Here is a 22,262-nt window from a genome sequence, read left to right on the forward strand (position 1 = left end):
GAATGGAGCCTACTTTCAGCCTCGTCGACTTCCCGACGCTCTTGGCCAAAGATCAGTCGATCGCTGGCCTGGAAGCGCAGCAGGTGATGACGGCGACCGCGCGCCATATCGAGAAAATGGCGCGTACGCATGGAGCCCGCACACAGGCTTTCTGGCGGGAATTCGCCGTGTTGAGCACCGCATTCACCGGCGCAAACGGCTCCAACCAGCTGCTGGACGACGCCACGTCCTATGCGAATGATTTCGCTCGACGCTCGCTTCTCACGCTCGATATTTTGCGCGAACGCGCGGACAATGACGCAGCGCACGAAGCGGCGGGCTCGCCGCCGGTCCTCTCCTATGACTCAGAAGTGGTTCTCGACGGCCGCAACCTGCCGCGCCCGGTCAATTATATTCTACTGCGCATCACGCCGCCGCGGCAGGTGCAGACATTCGACTGGAAGCGGCCCTATCTCATCATCGATCCGCGCGCAGGACACGGCGCCGGCATTGGCGGCTTCAAAGCCGACAGCCAAGTGGGCGTCGCGCTGCATGACGGCCACCCGGTCTATTTCCTCGTCTTCCGCCCGCATCCGGAGCGCGGACAGACGCTCGCCGACGTCATGCGGGCCCAAGCCGCCTTCGTGAAGGAAATTGCGCATCGTCACCCCAAATCGCCAAAGCCGATCATCGTCGGCAACTGCCAGGGCGGCTGGGCGGCTATGGTGCTTGCGGCCGCCAATCCGGACATTACCGGGCCGCTTGTGATCAATGGCTCGCCGCTCGCCTATTGGTCCGGGCGCATCGGCGAAAACCCGATGCGCTACAATGGCGGTCTCTTGGGCGGCCTCGCGGCCGTTCTATTCCTGGCGGATCTCGGTCACGGCGAATTCGACGGCGCGCATCTCGTATCGAATTTCGAGCTGCTCAATCCCGGCCGAAATTTTTTCGCGAAATATTACGATCTCTTTGCCGACGTCGAAAACGGCCGCGAGAAGTTTCTCGAATTCGAACGCTGGTGGGGCGGCTTCCATTATATGACGGAAGCGGAAATCCGCTGGATCGTCGAGCAGCTCTTCATCGGCAACAAACTATCGCGTGGAGAAGCGCGCATCGAACGCGGCCGTCGGCTCGATATCAAGACGATCCGCTCGCCCATAATCGTCTTCGCGAGTTGGGGCGACAATATCACGCCGCCGCAGCAAGCGCTGAATTGGATCGTCGACACTTACGCCGATGAGCATGAAATCAGGATCTGCGGCCAGCGCATTGTCTATATGATCCACGAGAAAGTAGGTCATCTCGGCATTTTCGTTTCGTCCTCGGTGGCCAAAAAGGAACATGCCGAAGTCACCTCAACCATGAAGACGATCGAAGCGCTTGCGCCAGGTCTCTATGAGATGAAGATCGAGGAGGAAACGGGCGAAGGGGTGCACAAGCGCTTCCGTGTGAGCTTTGCCGAGCGGCGCGTCACCGACATCCTCAAGATCGACGAAGACGATCGCAGCGAAGAGCCGGATTTTGCTGCTGTCATGCGCCTTTCTGAGCATAGCGCCGACGCCTATGATCTTTATCTGCGCCCTTTTGTGCAGTCCATGGTGACGCCCCAGACGGCGGACTTCGCTCGGAAGATTCATCCGGCGCGGATGCAACGCCAAGTCTTTTCCAGCGAAAATCCGGTGATGGCGTGGGTTTCCACCGCGGCCGAACAGGCGCGAAAGGAACTAACGAAAGCCACGCCGGATAACCCATTCGTGCTCGCGGAGCGCCTTTGGGCGAATAGCGTCGAGCAGACGATGGATCTCTGGCGTGACATGCGCGACTCCTGGTATGAAGCGGCCTTTTTGTCGATCTACGGTCAGCCCTTCATGCGCTGGGTCGGACGCCGACATGACTTCCAACGCACCCGGAAGGACCCGAGCGAATTGCGGCTCATGCCGGAAGCGCAGGTGGCTTTGCTCAATATTGGCCGTGGAGGCTTCGCGGAAGCCGTGATCCGCATGCTGCTGCTGCTCAGCGAAGCGCGCGGCTCGGTGCGCCGCGACCGCCTTGAGCGCTCGGCGCATATGCTGAGTTGCGATGAACCCTTCGCATCGCTTGGCGCGCAACACCGCGCGCAACTCATCCACGAGCAGTCGATCATCGTGGAGTTCGAGCGCGAGAAGGCCATCGAGACGCTGCCGCTCCTTCTTCTGACGTTTGACGAACGGGAGAAAGCCGTAGGCGCAATTGAATTCGTCGCCGGCGCTATCGAGGAGATGGAGCCACGCACCGTTCTAATGTTGCAGAAGATCCGCAAAGCGCTCGATCTCGCGCCCATCCAGACCAATCTTGCGAGCGTCGATCCGCTGAAAAGCGGGGAGCATAACAAAGAGGGCGAAGAAGCCGCCTGACCCGCGCCGTCATCGCCTGTTGCAGGGTCGCCTCCGCACGCCTCACGGCTGCTCCATCAGTTCCTCCGCCGAAAGTCGTTCGAGCGCCTGCTCGCGCTTCTTGGACGCGTAGCTCGGATAGGCGAACCAGATGATCCCCGCGAGGCAGATGAACGCCATCGCGCCGAGCAGAAAGGCGTCGTTCAGCGCAAGGATCGCCGCTTGCTGGCGGATGAGCTGCGCTGCTTGGCTGCGCGCCGCCTGCGGCGACATGCCCATCGCCTGCATACGATCCAGGAAAGACGTCAGCAGGTCGAGCGAGGCGAAGCGCCGTCCGCCGAAATGATCGGCGAGGTCGAGCTGATGGAACGGGGTTCGACGGAAAACGACAACGCCGAGCAGCGTAATGCCCATGGCGCCGAACACCGTGCGCAACATCGCGAGCTCCTCCGCCGCGCGGATCAGGCGCTCGCCAGCGAGACCGGCCATGGCGAGCGTCGCGAGCGGCGCGAAGAACATCGCGAGCGAAAAGCCGAAGAAGAACATCGGCGTCGCGACATTATCGAAAGAGGCGCTCTTGTCATATTGGCCGAGCCACACAAAGGTTACCGCAAGGCCGATGAAATTGAGGAACACGATGAGTCGCGCGTCGACGTTCCTGGTGAGTTCGTGCACCACTGCGGCGGCGGCCATGGCGAGAAAGATCATCGTCAGATAGACCATGCCGGCGAGCGAAGACGTGTAGCCAAGCAGCACCTGCAGTTGCACGACAAACACCGACAGTAGACCCTGAATGACCAGAAAGCCGATCAGCGAACAGAATGTCGCGATCGCGAAATTGCGGTGCAGGAACAGACGAAGGTCGAGGGCAGGCCGCCGTTCGCCGAATTCCCAGATGATGAACATTGGCAGCGTGAACACAACCACCAGAAGCAGCCATGCGAGCAAGGGTGATGCGAACCAGTCGAAATCATTGCCCATGTTGAGGATCGTTTGCACGCCGATGAGCGCCGTCGCGAGCAGAAAGAAGCCGATCGCGTCGAAGCGCGTCACGCGGCGCTCGACGTCGCGCCCATAGAACAGCGCCGCAATGACGGTCGCCGTAAGCAACACGACGGCGACGTTGGAATAAAACAGCCAACGCCAATTGAAATATTCGGCCCAGAAGCCGCCCATGAACACGCCGATGGTGAACGGCGCCATGCTCATGACGCCCCAGAAGCCGACTCCGACCGTGCGCTGGTCATCCGGATATTGTGCGAGCGTCACCGATTGGGCGAGAGGAAGCGCGACGCCGCCGGCGAGACCGAGGAGGAAGCGCATGGGCGCGAAAAACCAGATCGTCTCGCTCGCCGCACACATCAGTGAGAAGAGGGCATAGCCAACGAGCGCGCTAATGAGCACGCGATAGTCGCCAAACCGTCCAGAGAACCACCGTGACAACGGGAGTCCGAGGGCGATGCCGATCATATGGTCGGTCGTCGCCCAAGTGCCGTAACTCGGCGTCACGCCTTGAAGGCTCCCGGCGGCATAGGGCGCGAGCACCGTATAGCCCGGCACGTTCGCCAGCATGACGACATTCGCCGCTCCCGTCGCGCCGTTAAGCAGCAGGAAGCGCCAGCCGCCGATGCGCAACGGCCTTTTCATGGCGTCCGTCCCGCAGCTCGCCATCGCTCCTGTGAATCTCGACGCGCGGCCGTCAGCGGTTTCCCGGAAGGAGATGTCGGTTGGGGCATTGAACGGACTCCCGGCGACGTAACGCAGAACAGGAGTCATCAGCCAAAAGGCGGTTAAAGGCGAACTCCATCGCCAGCGACAAGCATAACCGAACCTGTCACAAACTTGTCAAGAGGCGCGCCGCCGCGTCATAGGAGTTGGGCGTCAGAAACGGAGGAGCCGACATGACGGGGATTTGGTCGCAGATCGCGCTGGTTTTCGCTCTCGCCCTCATCGCAGCGATGATCGCCAATCGCTTCCGAATCTCGACCGCGCTCACCGAAATCATCGTCGGCATGTTCGCCCGCATGATTTTGGCCTGGACGATCGGTGCCGATGCATTCGGCGCGCAAGAGCCCTGGGTGAAAACGCTTGCAGGCATCGGCGCAATAATGCTGACCTTTCTCGCCGGCGCAGAACTTGATCCAGATGTTTTCAAGCTCAAATGGAAGGAGGCCGCAGCGATCGGCGTTGCGAGCTTCCTTGTTCCCGCCGTCGGTTGCTGGGCGGTCGCCTATTATCTTCTGGGATGGGAGAACGCGCCGGCATTGCTGGCCGGCATTGCGCTCGCCGCGACTTCAGTCGCCGTCGTCTATACGGTGATGATGGAATATGGCTTCAACAGAACCGATTTCGGCAAGACGATTCTCGCCGCCTGTTTCGTCACCGATCTCGGCACGGTCATCACGCTCGGCCTGGTGTTCGCGCCCGTCACTTGGAAAACGGGTGCATTCATCGTTGTCCTCGCCGCCGCTTTCGTCGGAGCGCCGCGCGTGACGCCGATCGCTCTTGGCAAGTTCGGCGGGCGTCCATCGGAATTCGAGACGAAATTTCTCATATTCGCCCTAATGGCGCTCAGCGCGCTCGCCACCTGGGCCGGCAGCGAAGGAGTGTTGCCAGCCTATCTCATTGGCATGACGCTCGCCGGTTCGGTTGGGCGCGATCATGCGCTGGTTCGCCGGCTGCGCGCGATCACCATCGGCCTACTGACGCCCTTCTATTTCATTCGCGCCGGCTATTTCGTTTCGATTCCCGCGGTTCTCGCGGCGCCGCTCGGCGTCATCGCCTTTCTCGCCATCGAAATGGCGACGAAGGTCGCCAGCGTCTATCCAGTCGCCAGATTTTTCGGCTCGCCGCACAAGGACGCCATGTATACGACCCTCTTGATGGCCTCGGGTCTTACCTTCGGCACCATCTCCGCGCTTTTCGGCCTGTCGCACAATATCATCGACGAAAGTCAATATTCGACGCTGGTCGCGGCGATCGTCGCGACCGCCGTTACGCCCACCTTGATCGCGAACAGCCTCTACTTGCCGCGCCATCACTTGCCCGAGGAGGAGGTCGCGGCGAAGGCGCCGTAAACCGTCAAATCAAGAGGACTATGATGTTCAAGACGATCCTCAACGCCAATGACGGCTCCGAGCCGGCTTTCCGCGCTTTCGCGCTTGCGTTGAAGTTGGCCAAGCAGAATCAATCCGCGCTTCACATGATCTGCGTCGAAGAGCTCCCCAATCTGGCGGATTTCATCGAGGAGGTGAAGGATGCGACGGCGCTCGCGGAACGTCGCTTCGAGGTCGTGCGTCGTCGCGCGCTCGATCAGGCGGCCGCCGCAGACGTATCTGTGCAAATACATGTCGTCGTTGGCCATCCGGTACGCGACATCGTGCAATTCGCCAGTGACCTCAAGGCGGAATTGCTCGTCATCGGCGCGACCGGCCACTCGGCGTTCTATGAGCGCATGATCGGCAGCCGCGCCGACCGGATCATGCAGTTGGCGTCCTGCCCCGTAATGGTCGTAAAATAGCTCGGGAAATATGCCCAATTGCCCGCCGTTTTTAGGGACTCGTCAATAATCTGACTTGATTCGCAGCGGGCGCGATGTAATCAACGCCCCTTGTCGCTCGAGGGAGCGCGCCTGCTCAGCCGCGCGCCGACGGTACGCATAGCCTCGAAGCATAAAAAAGGAAGGACGATCTGAATGCGCATCTTTCTGAGGCTGTCGGCTCTGCTGGCGCTTTTTGCGTTCGCGCCGGCTTCCGCTCAAGGAACGGCCGAGCAGCGTGCAGCGTGCGAAGCCGACGCGAATCGCGTTTGCGAGGCCTATATTCCGGACGCCGTGGCCATCGAACGCTGCCTGAGAGCCAATGCGGGTTCGATCAGCTCCGCCTGCCGAGGGGAACTCGGCCTTGCCTCGGCCGCGAGCGGCGGCAAGCGGCGTAAGCACTGAGGATGCGAGGCGCAGCGAATCGCTTGCGCCGCCACTCCGCGCCTCTCATTAATCAGGTTGCGACGGCAAGCCGTCTTTCGGCGAGCCGCGCGGCCTCTGCGCCAGATAACATCGCGCCGTTGAAGCCATGTTCGCCGCCGAACGCCGATGCGAGATAGAGTCCGGCGATCGGCGTCTGCGGCGTGCGCGGAAATCCCATCAAGATCGGCGCTTCAGCGGGCAGCGCCGCAAAACCGTACACCGCGCCTTCCGGCGTGTTCAGGTAGCCTGCCATCGAATAGGCGTTGAGCAGCATTCGCGTCGTCACCAGAGCCGAGAAGCCCGGATAGTCGCGGTCGAGAGAGGCCTGTATGGCGTCGAGCCAACGTTCGCGCCGCGTGAGCGCTTCTTCGCGCGGCAGATCGCGCCAATTGTCGAGGCGATCGAGACCAAGCACGCTGACGAGAATCGGCGGCTCGTCCCAAAGCCCCGAGTCGACGGCGGTGAAATTGGCGATCGTATGGAGCGGCAACGCGCCCTTGGGATCCTCCGCCATCAAGCCCGCCCCGTCGCCATATTGATCGAAGCGCTGCATATCCGGCGGCATGACGACGGTCGTGAAGTCCGTCAGTCCGACGGTGGAAGGTTTCGCGCTCAGACCGAAATTCGCCGAAAACAGCGACGTCGAGAGCCGGCGAGACCCGAAAGCCTCTTCCATTGTCGCTCGCGCCGGAGCGTCCATCATCGCTGCGGCTTCTGAGGGCGCGCAATTCGCCATCACGACGCGCGCTTCGATGCGTTCTTCGCCCTCGCCGTCGCGCCGCGCCACATGGCGAATCGCGACGACCGCGCCGTCTGCATCGGTCTCGATGGCGTTGACGAGCCGGCCCAGGCGCACGACGCCGCCGGTCTTGGTGACCGCCTTCGCGAGCTTGAGGCTCAATTGCCGTGAGCCGCCTTTGATGTAGGCGCCGCCGGAAGCGATATAGCCGCCCTGGGCGAGCGCGTAGAAAATCCACCACAGCCGGCGCGGGTCGTCGCCGTAATAGGCGAGATTGGCCCCCAATGCGCATTTTAGGGCCTCGCAGCCGGCGAAATCGCGCTCCATGATCTCATGCAATGAGTTCTGCCATCCGGCTGCGGCCGGCGCGACTTCCCAAAGTCCGCGCGCGAATTTGGCGAAGGAGCTTTCCTCGCGCGCCTGTTTCAAGGTCCACAGCGCGTCGTGTATTTGCTCGACCTCGCCGAGAAATCTCTGGATGGCTGCGCGTTTGTCCGGGAAGCGTGTGGCAAGCGCCTCATAGGCTGGCCCAAAGCCGAAAGGCAGTTCAAAGGGCTCGCCGACGGGTCCGCCGCGCACCGTGTAGAGAGCCCCGGTGGGCAGCCATTCGAGTTCATCGAGAATGCCTAGGCGGCGCAAGATGTCGTGCTTCACGTCGCGAGGGTTGCGCGCGTCCGAAGTTTGATGGAGCGACGCTTCGACGGTCAGAGGCCCGACCTTGTAGACGGACGCCGCGCCACCCAGGCTGAAATTGCGTTCGAGCAGGCAGACGCTGTAGCCAGCGTGCGCGAGCAGCGCGCCCGCCGTCAATCCGCCCAGTCCCGAGCCGATCACCACGGCGTCGAATTTTTTGTCGTTCATTCTCGAATCGTCGTTTTCGCTGAGAGACGGCCACTCTATCCCGCTCCGACCCTCTGGCGAAAGCCGGCGGCTGACACAAGATAGGAACGCATGCCGAAGACCCTCTGGACAAGGCGCTGGCAAATGGCCGAAGAGACCTTTCCCGTAAACCACACTGACGCCGAATGGCGCGCGCTTCTCACTCCCGAGCAATATGACGTCATGCGCGGGCATGGGACGGAGCGCCCCGGAAGCTGCGCGCTCAATCACGAAAAGCGTCGCGGCGCATTCAATTGCGCCGGCTGCGGGCAGCCCTTGTTTCGCTCTGGGGAAAAGTTCGAAAGCGGCACGGGCTGGCCGAGCTTCTTCGATCCGCTTCCCGGCGCGCTTGGTTCGACCGTCGATCGCAGTTACGGCATGGTGCGCACGGAAGTGCACTGCAGCCGCTGCGGCTCCCATCTTGGGCATGTCTTCAACGATGGCCCGCCGCCGACGGGCATGCGCTATTGCATCAACGGGGTCGCGCTCGATTTCCAGCCGGAGTAGGCGCCAAGGACGATCGGCCTTCGTGATCACTCGATAGAGTCAAGGCTGCGACGCTGACTGCGACAAATTTTTTTCTGAGTGCGTCTCGGAAACGCTGAGCCCGCTCTCTTGCGGTTTCTTCGGATAGGCAAGGATAGGCCTCAGTCTCGCTCCGACGCACGCAAACCGCCTCCTGGCACCCGCTAGATCAGTTTTTCGGGGGTGTAGGGAACGAGACGATTTCTCAGGAGATCACGTAGGTTCATCGACGCAAAATGGAACCGCCACTGCCTATTCTATAGGATAGGCAAAGGATAGGTGATCGACCCGGCTTGTCGAATAAGCGACACGCCTCGCGCGGATTGTCGCGCGAGCGGGCGCCGCTCCAAAACGCTAGTAACAACGGGGCATCGTCAGAAGCTCGGCTGGCTTGACGAGCAATTTTGATTCCCGTCATACGGGATGTCCGCCAATGAATTTTTCAGTGAGCGGATTCACGCGCATCGGCTCGTAGCGGCGAACCGCGGGCCTTAACGCGCGGGATTGAACAACACTAGGTCGCAAATAAAGGCTGCAGCCTGACATCGGCAGGAGTTCAGCCCGGTCGACTGGGGGCGGGATCGGCGGCGCCGGCTCGTTTCTGGAGAACCGAATAAAAATGAATTCTGGGCTTGCGCGACGCAGGCCCGAGAGGGAGTGGACTGCATGTCAGAAAGGCCAGCCGCCGCGCCGGGCGCGAGCGGAAAAGACAATCAGCATCTTGCGCCGAAGTCCGACATCGAGATTTCGCAGGCCGCGAAGATGCGGCCGATTATCGACGTCGCCCGCGACAAGCTCGGCATCCCGGCCGAACATGTGCAGCCCTATGGTCACTACAAGGGCAAGATCTCACTCGACTATATCTCCTCTCTCGCCGGCCAGACCGACGGCAAGCTGATCCTCGTCACGGCGATTACGCCTACGCCCGCCGGCGAAGGCAAGACCACGACGACCGTCGGTCTTACCGATGGACTCAATTACATCGGCAAGAAAGCGCTCTGCTGTCTGCGCGAGCCGTCGCTTGGCCCCTGCTTCGGCGTGAAGGGCGGCGCCGCCGGCGGCGGCTATGCGCAGGTCGTGCCGATGGAGGACATCAATCTCCATTTCACCGGCGACTTCCACGCGATCGGAGCGGCCAACAATCTGCTCGCAGCGCTGATCGACAATCATATCTATTGGGGCGGCGAGCCCAAGATCGACTCGCGCCGCGTTTCCTGGCGGCGCGTCGTCGACATGAACGACCGCGCATTGCGCTCGGTCGTGTCGTCTCTCGGCGGCGTGTCGAACGGCTTTGCCCGCGAGGACGGATTCGACATCACTGTCGCTTCGGAAGTGATGGCGATCTTCTGCCTGGCTTCGGACTTCGCCGATCTGCAGCGGCGGCTGGGCGACATTATTGTCGGCCAGACCCGCGAGAAGAAAAGCGTGCGCGCCTCAGAGGTGAAAGCGGCGGGCTCGATGGCGGCGCTGCTCAAGGACGCAATCGCGCCCAATCTCGTGCAGACTCTGGAGAATAATCCAGCCATCATTCACGGCGGCCCCTTCGCCAATATCGCGCACGGCTGTAACTCTGTCATCGCGACGAAGGCTGGCCTGAAGCTCGCCGATTACGTGGTGACGGAGGCGGGCTTCGGCGCCGATCTCGGCGCGGAGAAGTTCTTCGACATCAAGTGTCGCAAGGCGGGCCTGAAGCCCGACATCACCGTGATCGTCGCGACGATCCGCGCGCTCAAGATGCATGGCGGCGTCGCCAAGGACGATCTGAAGGCCGAGAATGTCGCGGCGGTCGAAAAGGGCTTCGAGAATCTGAAGCGCCATATCGGGAACGTCCGCAAATTCGGCGTGCCGGTGCTTGTCTCGATCAACAAATTCTCGTCCGACACGGCGGCTGAGATGGCCGCGCTCGACAAGCTCTGCAAGGCGGAAGGCGTCGAATGCGTCGTCGCCGACAATTGGGGCTCCGGCGGCGCCGGCGCGGCGGATCTCGCCAAGGCGGTGGTCAAGACGATCGACACGCAGCCGTCGAACTTCAAGCCGCTTTATCCAGACGACATGCCGCTTGCCGAGAAGGTGCGCACGATCGCCAAGGAGCTCTATGGCGCCGCCGACATCTCCTACGATTCGAGCATCAAGGCGCGCTTCGCCGAACTGGAAAAGGAAGGCTTCGGCAACTTCCCGGTTTGCATCGCCAAGACGCAATATAGCTTCTCGACGGATCAGAACGCCAAGGGCGCGCCATCAGGCTTTACGATCCCGATTCGCGAACTGCGTCTGTCGGCGGGCGCCGAGTTCATCGTAGTGGTGTGCGGGGACATCATGACGATGCCGGGACTGCCGAAAGTCCCAGCCGCCAACAACATCTACGTTGACGACTCCGGCCGCATCGCCGGCCTGTTCTAGCGCATTCCGGCGCCATCCGCGCCGCGCCATCTGAAACCTGCCGCTCGAAAGGAGCTTGAGAATGTTGAATTCCAGAATTCCCGGCAAGAACTTCTTGTTTGTGCCGGGCCCGACCAATCTTCCCGACCGCATCGTGCGCGCGATGTCGGTGGCGTCCGAAGACCACCGCTCGCCGACGTTCCCCGATCTCGTGAAGCCGCTCTTTCCGGGCCTAAAGAAGATCTTCGGCACCGAGAAGGGCCATGCCTTCATCTTCCCGGCGTCTGGCACCGGCGGCTGGGAAGCCGCGATCACCAACACGCTGTCGCCCGGCGACAAGGTTCTGGCGCAGCGCTTCGGCCAGTTCTCCCATCTGTGGATTGACCTCTGTAAGCGTCAGGGCCTGGACGTCGTCGTGCAGGAGCGCGAGTGGGGCACCGGCAATGATCCGGAGCTGATCGAAGAGACGCTGAAGGCCGACAAGAACCACGAGATCAAGGCCGTTCTCGCCACCCATAACGAGACGGCGACGGGGGTCACCTCCGATATCGCCGCGGTGCGCAGGGCGATGAATAACGCCAAGCATCCGGCGATGCTCTTTGTCGACGGCGTCTCCTCCGTCGCCTCGCTCGAATTTAAGATGGACGAATGGGGAGTCGACGTGATCGTCTCCGGCTCGCAGAAGGGCTTCATGCTGCCTGCAGGCCTGTTGCTGATGGCGGCGAGCCCGAAAGCGATCGAAAAGGGCAAGACCAACAAGGGTCGCCGCGCTTACTTCGAATTCCAGGACATGATCGCCCAGAACGCGAACGGCTATTTCCCTTATACGCCGTCCGTGCCGCTGCTCTATGGCCTCAAGGAATCGCTCTCGATCCTGTTCGAGGAGGGCCTCGATCAGGTCTACAAGCGCCACCACCACCTCGCCGAGGGCTGTCGCGCCGCGGTCGCGGCCTGGGGCCTCAAGTGCTGCGCGAAGGAGCCGAAGTGGAATTCCGACACCGTCACCGCCATTGTGGTGCCGGAAGGCTATGACGCCGCCAAGGTCATCGAGACCGCCTACAAGCGTTACAATCTCGCGCTCGGCGCCGGCCTGTCGGAAGTCGCGGGCAAGGTGTTCCGCATCGGCCATCTCGGCGACTTGAACGAGCTGATGCTGCTCGGCGCCATCGCCGGCGCGGAAATGGCGATGCTCGACCATGGCATCAAGGTGACGCCCGGCTCCGGCGTCGCGGCGGCGCAGGCGGTCTATCGCGCCAATCCGCTGCTCAAGATGTAAAGCTGCATTAGCGGTCGGCGGTCGGAGCGTTCCGAATGCCGAAGCCGGATCGCCGACCGCTGAAAACAAAGAATTGAGAAAGAGGGGAAACTAAAGGCCATGTCGCACAAAATCGTCTTTCTCGATCGCGAAACGCTCGACGCCAACGTGCGCAAGCCGAATTTCCCTCACGAATACACGGAATATGCTCAGACGGCGCCCGATCAGATCGTTGAACGCCTGAACGGCGCGACGATCTGCATCACGAACAAAGTGCCGCTACGGGAAGCGACGTTAAAGCGGCTTCCGAGTCTCAAGCTCATCGCCGTCGCGGCGACCGGCACGGACGTGATCGACAAGGCCTATACGAGCGGCAATGGGATCGTCGTCTCCAACATCCGCAACTACGCCTTCAACACGCTGCCTGAACATGTGTTCGCGCTGCTGTTCGCGCTGCGCCGGAATCTGGTGAACTACTATAATTCCGTTCGGCAGGGACGCTGGGGCTACGCCAATCAGTTCTGCTACTTCGACTATCCGATCTATGACATCGCCGGCTCGACGCTCGGCATCGTCGGCTATGGCGCGCTCGGTAAGGAAATCGAAAAGCGGGCCATCGCGCTCGGCATGAAGGTTCTCATCAACGATGTGACCGACATTCCGAATAAGGTCGACGTCCCCACCATTCTGCGTGAAGCGGACGTCATCACGCTCAATCTGCCGCTCACCCCAGAGACGAAGAACATGATCGGCGTGAAAGAGCTCGCGTCGATGAAGAAGAGCGCTTGCATCATCAACACGGCGCGCGGCGGCATCGTCGATGAGGCGGCGCTCGCCGACGCTCTTCGTAAGGGAATCATCGCTGGCGCCGGCATGGACGTTTTGACTGTCGAGCCGCCCAAGAATGGCAATATCCTGCTTGATCCGACGATTCCCAATCTCATCATCACGCCGCATGTCGCCTGGGCGTCGAAAGAAGCGATGCAGGTTCTGGCCGATCAACTCGTCGACAATATCGACGCCTTTGTCGCCGGCAGCCCGCGCAATGTCGTGACGGCGTGAGGACGACGGCGATGCTTGTCGTCATTGCGAGGAGCGCAGCGACGAAGCAATCCAGGCCGTCGTCCGTTGCTCTGGATTGCTTCGCTTCGCTCGCAATGACGCTCTGTGCCTTCTCGAAGGGACTCCAATGACCAAGAAACTGCTTTTCCTGTTTGATACCGATCCCGTCCCAAGCGTTTTCGACACGGTCGTCGGCTATGACGGCGGCGCAGACCGCATCATCGGCTACGGCGCGGTGACGCCTGAAAACGTCGGCGCGCTGGTCGACGGCTGCATTTACACGCGTGGCCCGAAGGAAAAGCAATATACGGCGATCTTCGTCGGGGGCGGCAGCATGACGGCGGGCGAAGCGGTCTTCAAAGCCGTGAAGAAACGCTTCTTCTCGAATTTCCGCGTTTCGGCGATGCTCGATTCGAATGGCTCCAATACAACCGCCGCGGCAGGCGTCGCGCTGCTCGCGAAGGCAAGTTCACTCAAAGGAAAGAAGGCCGTCGTTCTCGCCGGCACGGGGCCGGTCGGCATGCGCGCGGCAGCGATGCTGAATATTGAAGGCGCTGAAGTCGCGATCACCTCGCGTCAGAAGTCGCGCGCCGAATCGGCGGCCAAAGCCATTCAGGAGCGTTTCGGCTTCACGCCCGCGGTGATCGAAGCCGCCGACAACGCCGCGCGCGCGCAAGCGATCAAGGGCGCTCAGATCGTTTTTGCGGCTGGCGCCATCGGCGTTCCGCTGCTCGATGAGAAAGATTGGCAGAACGATCCGACGATCGAGCTTATCGCCGATTGCAACGCGCAGCCGCCGCTCGGCGTCGGCGGCGTCGAAGCGACGGATAAGGCCAAGGAGCGCCACGGCAAGATCGTCATCGGCGCGCTCGGTCTCGGCGGACTCAAGCTCAAATTGCATCGCGAATGCGTCGGCAAGCTGTTTGACGCCGCAGACCAGGTGTTCGACTGCGAAAACATTTATGCGCAAGCCAAAGAGCTCGCCTGAGCGAGGAAAGATATGAGCGCCAAGAACGATACGATTGGGAAATTTCTCGACGAACTCGCAAGCGATGCGCCGACTCCGGGCGGCGGCGGCGCGGCGGCGCTGTCTGGCGCCATGGGCGCTGCGCTCGTGTCGATGGTGTGCAATCTCACCATCGGCAAAAAGAATTACGAAGCGGTTTCAGCCGATCTGCAGCAGACGCTCGCCAAGGCCGAGAAACTGCGCGCCGAACTGACTCATGGCGTCGACGAAGACGTCGTCGCGTTCAACGCGCTGATGGGCGCCTACGGCTTGCCGCGCAGCACGGATGAGGAGAAGGTGAAGCGCTCCGAGGCGATCCAGTCGGCGCTGAAAGAAGCGACACTCGCGCCGCTGAAGACGTGCAAGATCTGTTACGACGTCATCTCCCTGTCGAAAGAAGCCGCCGACAAGGGCAATCTCAACGTCATCAGCGACGCGGGAGTCGCGGTGCTTGCCGCCAACGCCGGTCTGCGCAGCTGCGCGCTCAACGTCTTCATCAACGCCAAGGCGATCAAGGACCGTGACTTCGCCGAGAAGCAACTCGCGGAAGTCAACGCGTTGCTCGCCAAGGCGGCCGCCGAGACGGAAGCGGTCTATGAGACGGTCAAAGCCAAGATAGGCGGCTGAGGAAGCCGCGCGGTAATTGCGAGGAGAGGACTGAAATGGACGTCCACGAGTATCAGGCCAAGGAAATTCTGGCGAGCCACGGCGTCGATATTCCGCCTGGCACGGTCGCCTTTAGCCCGGATCAGGCGGTCTATGCCGCAACTGAGCTCGGCGGTTCGCATTGGGTCGTGAAGGCGCAGATTCACGCTGGCGCGCGCGGCAAGGCGGGCGGCGTCAAGCTCTGCCGCACCTATCACGAAGTGCAGCAGGCGGCGCGCGATCTTCTCGGCAAGCGGCTCGTCACCGCACAGACCGGACCAGAGGGCAAGCCGGTGCAGCGCGTCTATGTCGAAGTCGCGGATCCTTTCGAGCGCGAGATTTATCTGGGCTACGTTCTCGACCGCAAATTGGAGCGCGTGCGCGTCATCGCTTCGAAACATGGCGGCATGGAGATCGAGGAGATCGCGAAGAATACGCCCGATGAACTTCTCCAGGTGATCGTCGAGCCGGCCGTCGGCCTGCAGCAGTTTCAGGCGCGCGAACTCGCCTTTCAGCTTGGATTGAACATCAAGCAGGTCTCGCGCGCGGTGAAGACGATCATGGGCGCCTATCGCGCCTTCCGCGACAATGACGCGACCATGCTCGAGATCAATCCGCTTGTCGTTACCAAAGACGACAAGGTGTTGGCGCTCGACGCGAAAATGTCTTTCGACGACAACGCTCTGTTCCGCCGACGCAACGTCGTCGACATGAATGACCCTTCGCAAAGCGATCCGCGCGAGGCGCAGGCGGCTGAACACAGCCTCAACTACATCGGCCTCGATGGCGAAATCGGCTGCATCGTCAACGGCGCCGGGCTCGCCATGGCGACGATGGACATGATCAAGCACGCTGGCGGCAATCCGGCGAACTTCCTCGACGTGGGCGGCGGCGCTTCGCCGGAGCGTGTCGCGACAGCCTTCCGCCTCGTGCTTTCGGATCGGCGCGTGAAAGTCGTGCTCGTCAACATTTTCGCCGGCATCAATCGATGCGACTGGGTCGCCCAGGGCGTCGTCGACGCGGTGCGCGCCGAAAAGATCGAGGGCGTGCCGCTGGTTGTGCGTCTCGCCGGCACCAATGTCGAAGCGGGCAAGAAGATCATCACCGAGAGCGGCATTCCGATCATCCAGGCCGATACGCTCGCCGAAGCCGCAGATAAGGCCGTCGCCGCCTATAAGGGCGCGAAGTAAGCGCCGGAGAACGACCCATGAGCATTCTCATTGACGAAAAGACGCCGATCCTCGTCCAAGGCATCACCGGCGACAAGGGCAGCTTTCACACGAAAGAGATGCTCGACTATGGCAGTAATGTCGTGGCCGGCGTCACGCCCGGAAAGGGCGGCAAGACTCATCACGGCGTGCCGGTGTTCAACACCGTGCGCGAAGCGGTGCGCGAAACCGGCGCGCAAGCGTCGATCACCTTCGTTGCGCCGGCCTTTTGCGCCGACGCGATTATGGAGGCCGCCGACTCCGGCGTCCGCCTGATCTGCTCGATCACGGACGGCATTCCGGCGCAGGACATGATGCGCGTGAAGCGCTACTTCCTGCGCTTCCCGAAGGATCGCCGGCCGATGATGGTCGGCCCGAACTGCGCCGGCATTATTTCGCCGGGCAAGGCGATGCTCGGCATCATGCCGGGCCACATTTACAAGCAGGGCTCGGTGGGGTTGATCTCGCGCTCCGGCACGCTTGGCTATGAAGCAGCGTCGCAGTTGAAGGCGCTTGGCCTCGGCATATCGACCTCCGTCGGCATCGGCGGCGATCCGATCAATGGCTCATCCTTCCTCGATCATCTCGTGCTCTTTGACAAAGATCCCGAGACCAAGGCGGTGCTCATCATCGGCGAGATCGGCGGTCCGCAGGAGGCGGAGGCCTCCGCCTGGATCAAGGAGAATTTCTCCAAACCGGTGATCGGCTTCGTCGCCGGCCTTACGGCGCCCAAGGGCCGCCGCATGGGCCATGCCGGCGCGATCATTTCAGCGTCCGGCGACAGCGCCGCTGAGAAAACTGAGATCATGAAGTCTTATGGGCTCACCGTTGCGCCGAGCCCGGCCGAATTCGGATCGACCGTCGCCAAAGTATTGCAGAGCGCCTGAGGATACAGCGGCGCTGCCGCCGTTCGCATGTGCGAAGCCGTCCTTCCCGGATGGTTTCGTGAGCTCCTAAGGAGTTTCGATGACCGCCGAGACCCAGACATTGAGGAGCCTGTCTTCGACCGGCCTGCCTTCTGCTTACGCGACTCGGTCGGTCACCGAAGCGTCCGCATTTCTGCGCGAACAATTGCTCACGGTCATTCGCCGCCACACGCCAGACATCGAGGCGGTCGTGCGCGACTCGAAAGCTGGCGCAGGCTTGGAGCCGCGCCAGATGGCGCGCGCGCTTCAGGCGCAGGGCATTCTGTTTCAGCTCGTCTCCATCGCGGAGCAGGCATATGCGATGCGCCGGCGCCGGCGACTCGAGCGTGAGAAAGGCCATGACAAGCTGCTCGGCACCTTCGACTATGTATTGTCGAGCGCCGCGGCCACGGCGGTCCCTGCCGATGAAATCCGCGCCCAACTGCACACGCTGCGAATCCGCCCGGTCATCACCGCGCATCCGACGGAAGCGAAGCGCGTTTCGATCCTAGAGAAATATCGTCGCATCTATCTGCTGCTGCGCGAACTCGAATCGACTCGTTGGACGGACCGTGAGCGTGAAGCGCTGGTGAAGTCGATCTATGATCAGATCGAACTTTTGTGGCTTACCGGCGAATTGCACCTCGAAAAACCCACTGTTGATCAAGAAGTCGCCTGGGGTCAGCACTTCTTTCACGAGAGCCTTTTCGATCTCGCGCCGGAGCTGCTGTCGTCCTGCGAACGCGCGCTACGACGCCACTATCCCAACGAAACTTTTGAGGTTGCGCCCTTCTTCCAGTTTGGCTCATGGATCGGGGGCGACCGCGACGGCAATCCTTTCGTGACGAATGACGTCACGCGCCGTACGATGCGCGAAAATGCATCGGCGAGCCTGAATTATTATCGAACGCGCTTCGTCGATCTCGCGCGTATGTTGTCGATCAGCCAGCGCGCGGCCGACATTCCTCAGTCTTTCCGGGAGGAATTGGCTGAACGCCTCGCGGCTTTGCCGGACAGCGCCGCGATCGAAGCGCGCAATCAGAATGAACCCTACCGCCAGTTCGTCACGACAATCCTGCGCAAGCTCGATCAGACATTGCGCGCGGTGAACGGCGAGCCGACGACGGGTCAACGTTATGGGAGCGCCGACGAACTCATCGCCGATTTGCTCGTGCTCGAAAAAGCGCTCGTTGAAGCCAAGAGCGGCGCGCTCGCGACGGATCTCGTGCGTCCGCTGCGCCGCGCCGTGGAAATCTTCCGCTTCAGCACGGTGCGCCTCGACATCCGCCAGAATACGACGCGCACGACTCAGGCGCTCGAAGAATTGTGGCGCGTCAAGACCGGCGGCGAGACGTTGCCAGACATCGATTCTCCGGAATGGCGTGAATGGTTGCTCGCCGAGCTTGCAAAGCCGCGCGTGGCGCCTATTCCGCGCGACAAGCTTTCCGCGGATACGCGCGACGTCATCGAGATGTTCGAAGTCGTCGCCGAGATGCGGGCGCAACTTGATCGAGAAGCCTTCGGCGGATTCATTTTGTCGATGACGCGCTCGGCGGTCGACGTCCTTGGCGTGTATCTCCTCGCCAAGGAGGCCGGACTTTTTCTCGACGAACCCGGCATTGAGATCCTGACGCTGCCGATCGTGCCGCTATTCGAGACGATCGGCGACCTGCGCGCCGCCCCGGCGATCATGCGCGATCTTTTGCAGGTTCCAGTCGTGCGCCGTTCGACACGCTGGCAGGGCAATCTGCAAGAGGTGATGATCGGCTATTCGGACTCGAATAAGGACGGCGGTTTTCTGTCGTCGAACTGGGAGCTGTTCAAGGCGCAGGCGCGTCTTGCTCAGGTCGGACGCGAGCATGGCGTCGCCATCGCCTTCTTTCATGGACGCGGCGGCTCGGTTTCGCGCGGTGGCGCGCCGACTGGCCACGCCATCGCGGCGCAGCCGGCGGGCTCCATCCGCGGTCGCTTCCGCGTCACTGAACAGGGCGAGGTCGTCTCGTTCAAATACGCCAATCGCGGAACGGCGGCCTATCAGATGGAGCTTTTGGCGTCGTCCGTATTCCAGCATGCGCTGAAGTCCGAGCGCGAGGAAGCGCTGGCGCCGCACGCGGAATTCGACGAGGCCCTCGAGGAGATTTCCGGCGCCTCATTCGCGGCCTACGCGAAATTCGTCGGCGATCCAGATCTCGTCGCCTATTTCCAGGCCGCGAGCCCGCTTGAAGAAATTTCGCTGCTTAATATCGGTTCGCGGCCGGCGCGACGCTTCGGCGCAAAAAGCCTCGCGGATTTACGGGCGATCCCCTGGGTCTTCGCCTGGGCGCAGAACCGTCACTCAATCACTGGCTGGTACGGCGTCGGCTCTGGATTGAAGAATTTCATCGACGTACGCGGCGACCGCGGTCTCGAGCTGTTGCGTCGGATGTTCGAAGATTCGCGGATGTTCCGGCTCATTATCGACGAAGTCGAGAAGACGCTCGCGCTCGTCGATCTCTCGATCGCCAAGCAATATGCCGGACTTGTCGCTGACGAAGCCGTGCGCACGAAAATCTTCAAGACGATCGAAGAGGAATTCGCGTTGACGCGCGAGATGGCGCTGCGTGTCACCGGCGGCGAAGAACTGGCTGATCGGTTCAAAGAATATCAGGCGAGGCTTTCGCATCGCCTGCAGACCATCAACGAGGTCAATCGCGAGCAGGTGGCGCTGCTTCGCCGGTTCCGCGAGGCAAAGGACGAAGCGGAAAAGGAGGCCGTCAAAGTGCCTCTGCTGCTTTCGATCAGCTGCGTCGCCGCCGGCCTCGGGGCCACAGGCTAATTCAACAGGAAGGGGTAAAGATATGAGCTTCACATTGATCGAGCAGGCGACGCCGCGTCTCCACCGCTCCGAGCTTGCCGTGCCGGGCTCTGCGCCGGGCATGTTCGAAAAGGCCGCGCAGTCAAAGGCCGATCAGATCTTCTTAGATCTTGAAGACGCCGTCGCCCCCGACGATAAGGAACAGGCGCGCAAGAACATCATCCAGGGCCTCAACGACATCGACTGGGGCAAGAAGGTGATGACTCTGCGCATCAACGGTCTCGACACGCAGTACTGCTATCGCGACGTCGTCGACGTTCTCGAGAACTGCCCGCGCCTCGACATCGTGCTCATTCCGAAGGTTGGCGTTCCAGCTGACGTCTATGCGATCGACATGATGATCACGCAGATCGAGCAGTATAAAAAGCGCACCAAGAGGATCGGCATCGAAATTCTGATCGAGACCGCGCTCGGCATGGCCAATGTCGAGGCCATCGCGCAATCGTCCAAGCGCCTCGAGGCTATGTCCTTCGGCGTCGCCGACTATGCGGCGTCGACCCGCGCCCGCACCACCGTTATCGGCGGCGTCAACCCGGATTATGGCGTGCTCACCGATAAGGACGGCAGCGGCCATCGCGAATATTACTGGGCCGATCAGTGGCATGCGGCGCAGACGCGCATGATGGTCGCCTGCCGCGCCTATGGGCTGCGTCCGATCGATGGTCCCTTCGGCGATTTCGGCGATCCGGACGGTTATATCGCCGCCGCCAAGCGCGCTGCGGTGCTTGGCTATGAGGGCAAGTGGGCGATCCATCCCTCGCAGATCGAGCTCGCCAATCAGGTCTTCACGCCGTCCGACGCCGAGGTGACGAAAGCGCGCCGCATTCTCGACGCGATGACCCAGGCCGCCAAGGAAGGCAAGGGCGCGGTCTCGCTCGACGGCCGCTTGATCGACATCGCCTCGATCCGCATGGCCGAGGCGCTGATCGAGAAGGCCGACGCGATGGCGGCGGCGTAAGGCGGCGCTTTCGCAAAAGGGGCGGAGAGGGGCCAGGCCATTTTGGCGTGGCCGCCCCTTCGCACTGCGCAATAGCGGCTTTCTTGAAGCTTCACTCATCCTCTTCCCGCACGCGGGGAGAGACGGATGGCGCCTCCATTAGCCCAATTCGGAAATTCAAAAATGTCTGACGACGCCCGCCAGCTCTTGCGCGCCATGTTTGACGCCGCCGTCGGCGCCGCGTCGCCTGCAGTGTGCCTGCCGCCGCATCTTGCGAAGATCGCGCCGCCGAAGGGCCGCACGATCGTCGTCGGCGCCGGCAAGGCGGCGGCCTCCATGGCGGCTGCGGTCGAAGCGCATTGGAGCGGCCCGCTCGAAGGGCTTGTCGTCACGCGCTATGAGCACGGCGCGCCGACGAAATACATCGAGGTCATCGAAGCTTCGCATCCTGTGCCGGACGCCGCTGGACGCGAAGCGGCGAAGCGCATTTTGCAGAGAGTGCAGGGGCTTTCCGAAGACGACCTCATTCTTGCGCTGATCTCTGGCGGCGGCTCGGCGCTGATGGCGTTGCCGGCCGAGGGCGTGACGCTTGAAGAAAAGCAGGCGGTGAACAAGGCGCTGTTGAGGAGCGGCGCAAACATCTCCGAGATGAATTGCGTGCGCAAGCATCTCTCGGCCATCAAGGGCGGGCGTCTAGCCCGCGCGGCGGCGCCGGCGCGCGTCGTGGCATTGATGATTTCCGACGTGCCGAATGATGATCTCTCGGTGATCGCCTCCGGCCCGACGGTTCCAGATCGGACGACGCGCGAAGACGCGCTGGCCGTGATCGCGAAATATAAGATCGACGCGTCGGCGGCGGTGCTCGCGCATCTGCAAAAGAGCGAATGCGAAACGCCGAAGCCCGGCGACGCCATTTTCAACAAGGTTCAGAACATTCTCATCGCCACGCCGCAGGGTTCGCTCGATGCGGCTGCGGCTGTCGCGAAGGCGGCGGGATTTACGCCCTGCATTCTCGGCGATCTTGAAGGCGAGTCGCGCGATGTGGCGCTCGTGCATGCCGGCATAGCGAAGCAGATCGCTATCCATGGCCAGCCCTTCCAGCCGCCCGTCGCAATCGTTTCCGGCGGCGAGACGACCGTCACCGTGCGCGGCAAGGGGCGCGGCGGACGCGACGCCGAGTTTTTGCTGGGGCTGACGCTCGCGCTCGAAGGTTTTGGCGGCATATCGGCGATCGCCTGTGACACCGACGGCATCGACGGCAGCGAAGATAATGCCGGCGCGATCATGACGGCAGATTCGTTCGAGCGCGCGAAGAAGTCAGGCGTCGATCTAAAAGCTCTCTTCGCCAACAACGACGCCTACACCGCGTTCGAGAAGCTCGGCGATCTCGTCGTGACCAAGCCGACGCGCACAAACGTCAATGACTTCCGCGCGATACTTGTGCCGAAGCGGGTATAAATCGTCTCGGGCAAAGCCCTTGGATCGTCGCGCGCAGCTTGTTAAACTGATACAAGAGCGGCGTGACAAGCTTGGCTTGCGGCGCATCCTTTCCC

General features: G+C 61.8%; 17 protein-coding genes and 1 riboswitch. Of the genes, 15 read left to right on the forward strand and 2 right to left on the reverse strand.

What is annotated here, in order from left to right:
- The first annotated feature begins 2 nt into the window (after positions 1–2).
- Complete coding sequence (locus FEV16_RS07490) at positions 3–2,372, forward strand: DUF3141 domain-containing protein (protein ID WP_138167006.1); 2,370 nt, start codon at positions 3–5, stop codon at positions 2,370–2,372.
- Between the two features lie 42 nt (positions 2,373–2,414).
- On the opposite strand, the gene FEV16_RS07495 is transcribed toward FEV16_RS07490, so the two are convergent.
- Entirely contained in the window at positions 2,415–3,998 is a 1,584-nt protein-coding gene (locus FEV16_RS07495; protein WP_138167007.1) for a DHA2 family efflux MFS transporter permease subunit, read from the reverse strand.
- 112 nt (positions 3,999–4,110) lie between these two features.
- A riboswitch (Fluoride riboswitch) is annotated at positions 4,111–4,171 on the reverse strand.
- A gap of 81 nt (positions 4,172–4,252) precedes the next feature.
- Here FEV16_RS07495 and FEV16_RS07500 point away from each other — a divergent pair.
- From FEV16_RS07500 to FEV16_RS07510, 3 genes are all read left to right on the forward strand, one after another.
- Complete coding sequence (locus FEV16_RS07500) at positions 4,253–5,428, forward strand: cation:proton antiporter (RefSeq protein ID WP_138167008.1); 1,176 nt, start codon at positions 4,253–4,255, stop codon at positions 5,426–5,428.
- 20 nt (positions 5,429–5,448) lie between these two features.
- A complete protein-coding gene (locus FEV16_RS07505) occupies positions 5,449–5,871 on the forward strand; it encodes a universal stress protein (RefSeq protein ID WP_138167009.1) in 423 nt (140 codons plus the stop codon).
- Positions 5,872–6,045: 174 nt separating this feature from the next.
- On the forward strand, positions 6,046–6,294 hold the full coding sequence (locus tag FEV16_RS07510) for a hypothetical protein (RefSeq protein ID WP_138167010.1): 249 nt from the start codon (positions 6,046–6,048) through the stop codon (positions 6,292–6,294).
- 52 nt (positions 6,295–6,346) lie between these two features.
- Here the strand turns inward: FEV16_RS07510 and FEV16_RS07515 are convergent, their stop codons facing one another.
- Positions 6,347–7,915, reverse strand: coding sequence for an NAD(P)/FAD-dependent oxidoreductase (locus tag FEV16_RS07515; protein ID WP_138167011.1), 1,569 nt, complete (start codon positions 7,913–7,915; stop codon positions 6,347–6,349).
- Positions 7,916–8,038: 123 nt separating this feature from the next.
- Here FEV16_RS07515 and msrB point away from each other — a divergent pair, with 123 nt between their 5' ends.
- The 11 genes from msrB to FEV16_RS07575 all read left to right on the forward strand — a co-directional run bounded on the left by msrB (position 8,039) and on the right by FEV16_RS07575 (position 22,167).
- Complete coding sequence (gene msrB, locus FEV16_RS07520; protein ID WP_138167012.1) at positions 8,039–8,440, forward strand: peptide-methionine (R)-S-oxide reductase MsrB; 402 nt, start codon at positions 8,039–8,041, stop codon at positions 8,438–8,440.
- Positions 8,441–9,124: 684 nt separating this feature from the next.
- Entirely contained in the window at positions 9,125–10,858 is a 1,734-nt protein-coding gene (locus FEV16_RS07530; protein WP_138167013.1) for a formate--tetrahydrofolate ligase, read from the forward strand.
- 61 nt (positions 10,859–10,919) lie between these two features.
- Complete coding sequence (locus FEV16_RS07535; RefSeq protein ID WP_138167014.1) at positions 10,920–12,113, forward strand: aminotransferase class V-fold PLP-dependent enzyme; 1,194 nt, start codon at positions 10,920–10,922, stop codon at positions 12,111–12,113.
- Between the two features lie 99 nt (positions 12,114–12,212).
- Positions 12,213–13,154 carry a D-2-hydroxyacid dehydrogenase gene (locus FEV16_RS07540; RefSeq protein WP_138167015.1) on the forward strand — a complete coding sequence of 314 codons (942 nt, stop codon included), beginning with the start codon at positions 12,213–12,215 and terminating at the stop codon, positions 13,152–13,154.
- Between the two features lie 127 nt (positions 13,155–13,281).
- A complete protein-coding gene (locus tag FEV16_RS07545) occupies positions 13,282–14,142 on the forward strand; it encodes an NADP-dependent methylenetetrahydromethanopterin/methylenetetrahydrofolate dehydrogenase (protein ID WP_138167016.1) in 861 nt (286 codons plus the stop codon).
- Positions 14,143–14,154: 12 nt separating this feature from the next.
- Positions 14,155–14,787, forward strand: a complete 633-nt coding sequence (gene fchA / locus FEV16_RS07550) for a methenyltetrahydrofolate cyclohydrolase (protein WP_138167017.1) — start codon at positions 14,155–14,157, stop codon at positions 14,785–14,787.
- 35 nt (positions 14,788–14,822) lie between these two features.
- A complete protein-coding gene (locus FEV16_RS07555; RefSeq protein WP_138167018.1) occupies positions 14,823–15,995 on the forward strand; it encodes a malate--CoA ligase subunit beta in 1,173 nt (390 codons plus the stop codon).
- A gap of 17 nt (positions 15,996–16,012) precedes the next feature.
- A complete protein-coding gene (gene sucD, locus FEV16_RS07560; RefSeq protein WP_138167019.1) occupies positions 16,013–16,900 on the forward strand; it encodes a succinate--CoA ligase subunit alpha in 888 nt (295 codons plus the stop codon).
- Positions 16,901–16,979: 79 nt separating this feature from the next.
- Positions 16,980–19,733, forward strand: a complete 2,754-nt coding sequence (locus FEV16_RS07565; protein WP_138167020.1) for a phosphoenolpyruvate carboxylase — start codon at positions 16,980–16,982, stop codon at positions 19,731–19,733.
- A 22-nt stretch (positions 19,734–19,755) separates the two neighbouring features.
- Complete coding sequence (locus FEV16_RS07570) at positions 19,756–20,730, forward strand: CoA ester lyase (RefSeq protein ID WP_138167021.1); 975 nt, start codon at positions 19,756–19,758, stop codon at positions 20,728–20,730.
- Between the two features lie 162 nt (positions 20,731–20,892).
- Positions 20,893–22,167: a glycerate kinase gene (locus FEV16_RS07575; RefSeq protein ID WP_138167022.1), complete on the forward strand. Its 1,275-nt coding sequence runs from the start codon at positions 20,893–20,895 to the stop codon at positions 22,165–22,167.
- Positions 22,168–22,262: the final 95 nt, after the last annotated feature.

Origin of the sequence: Methylocystis sp. B8, assembly GCF_005771425.1 — a bacterium.
GTDB lineage: Bacteria > Pseudomonadota > Alphaproteobacteria > Rhizobiales > Beijerinckiaceae > Methylocystis.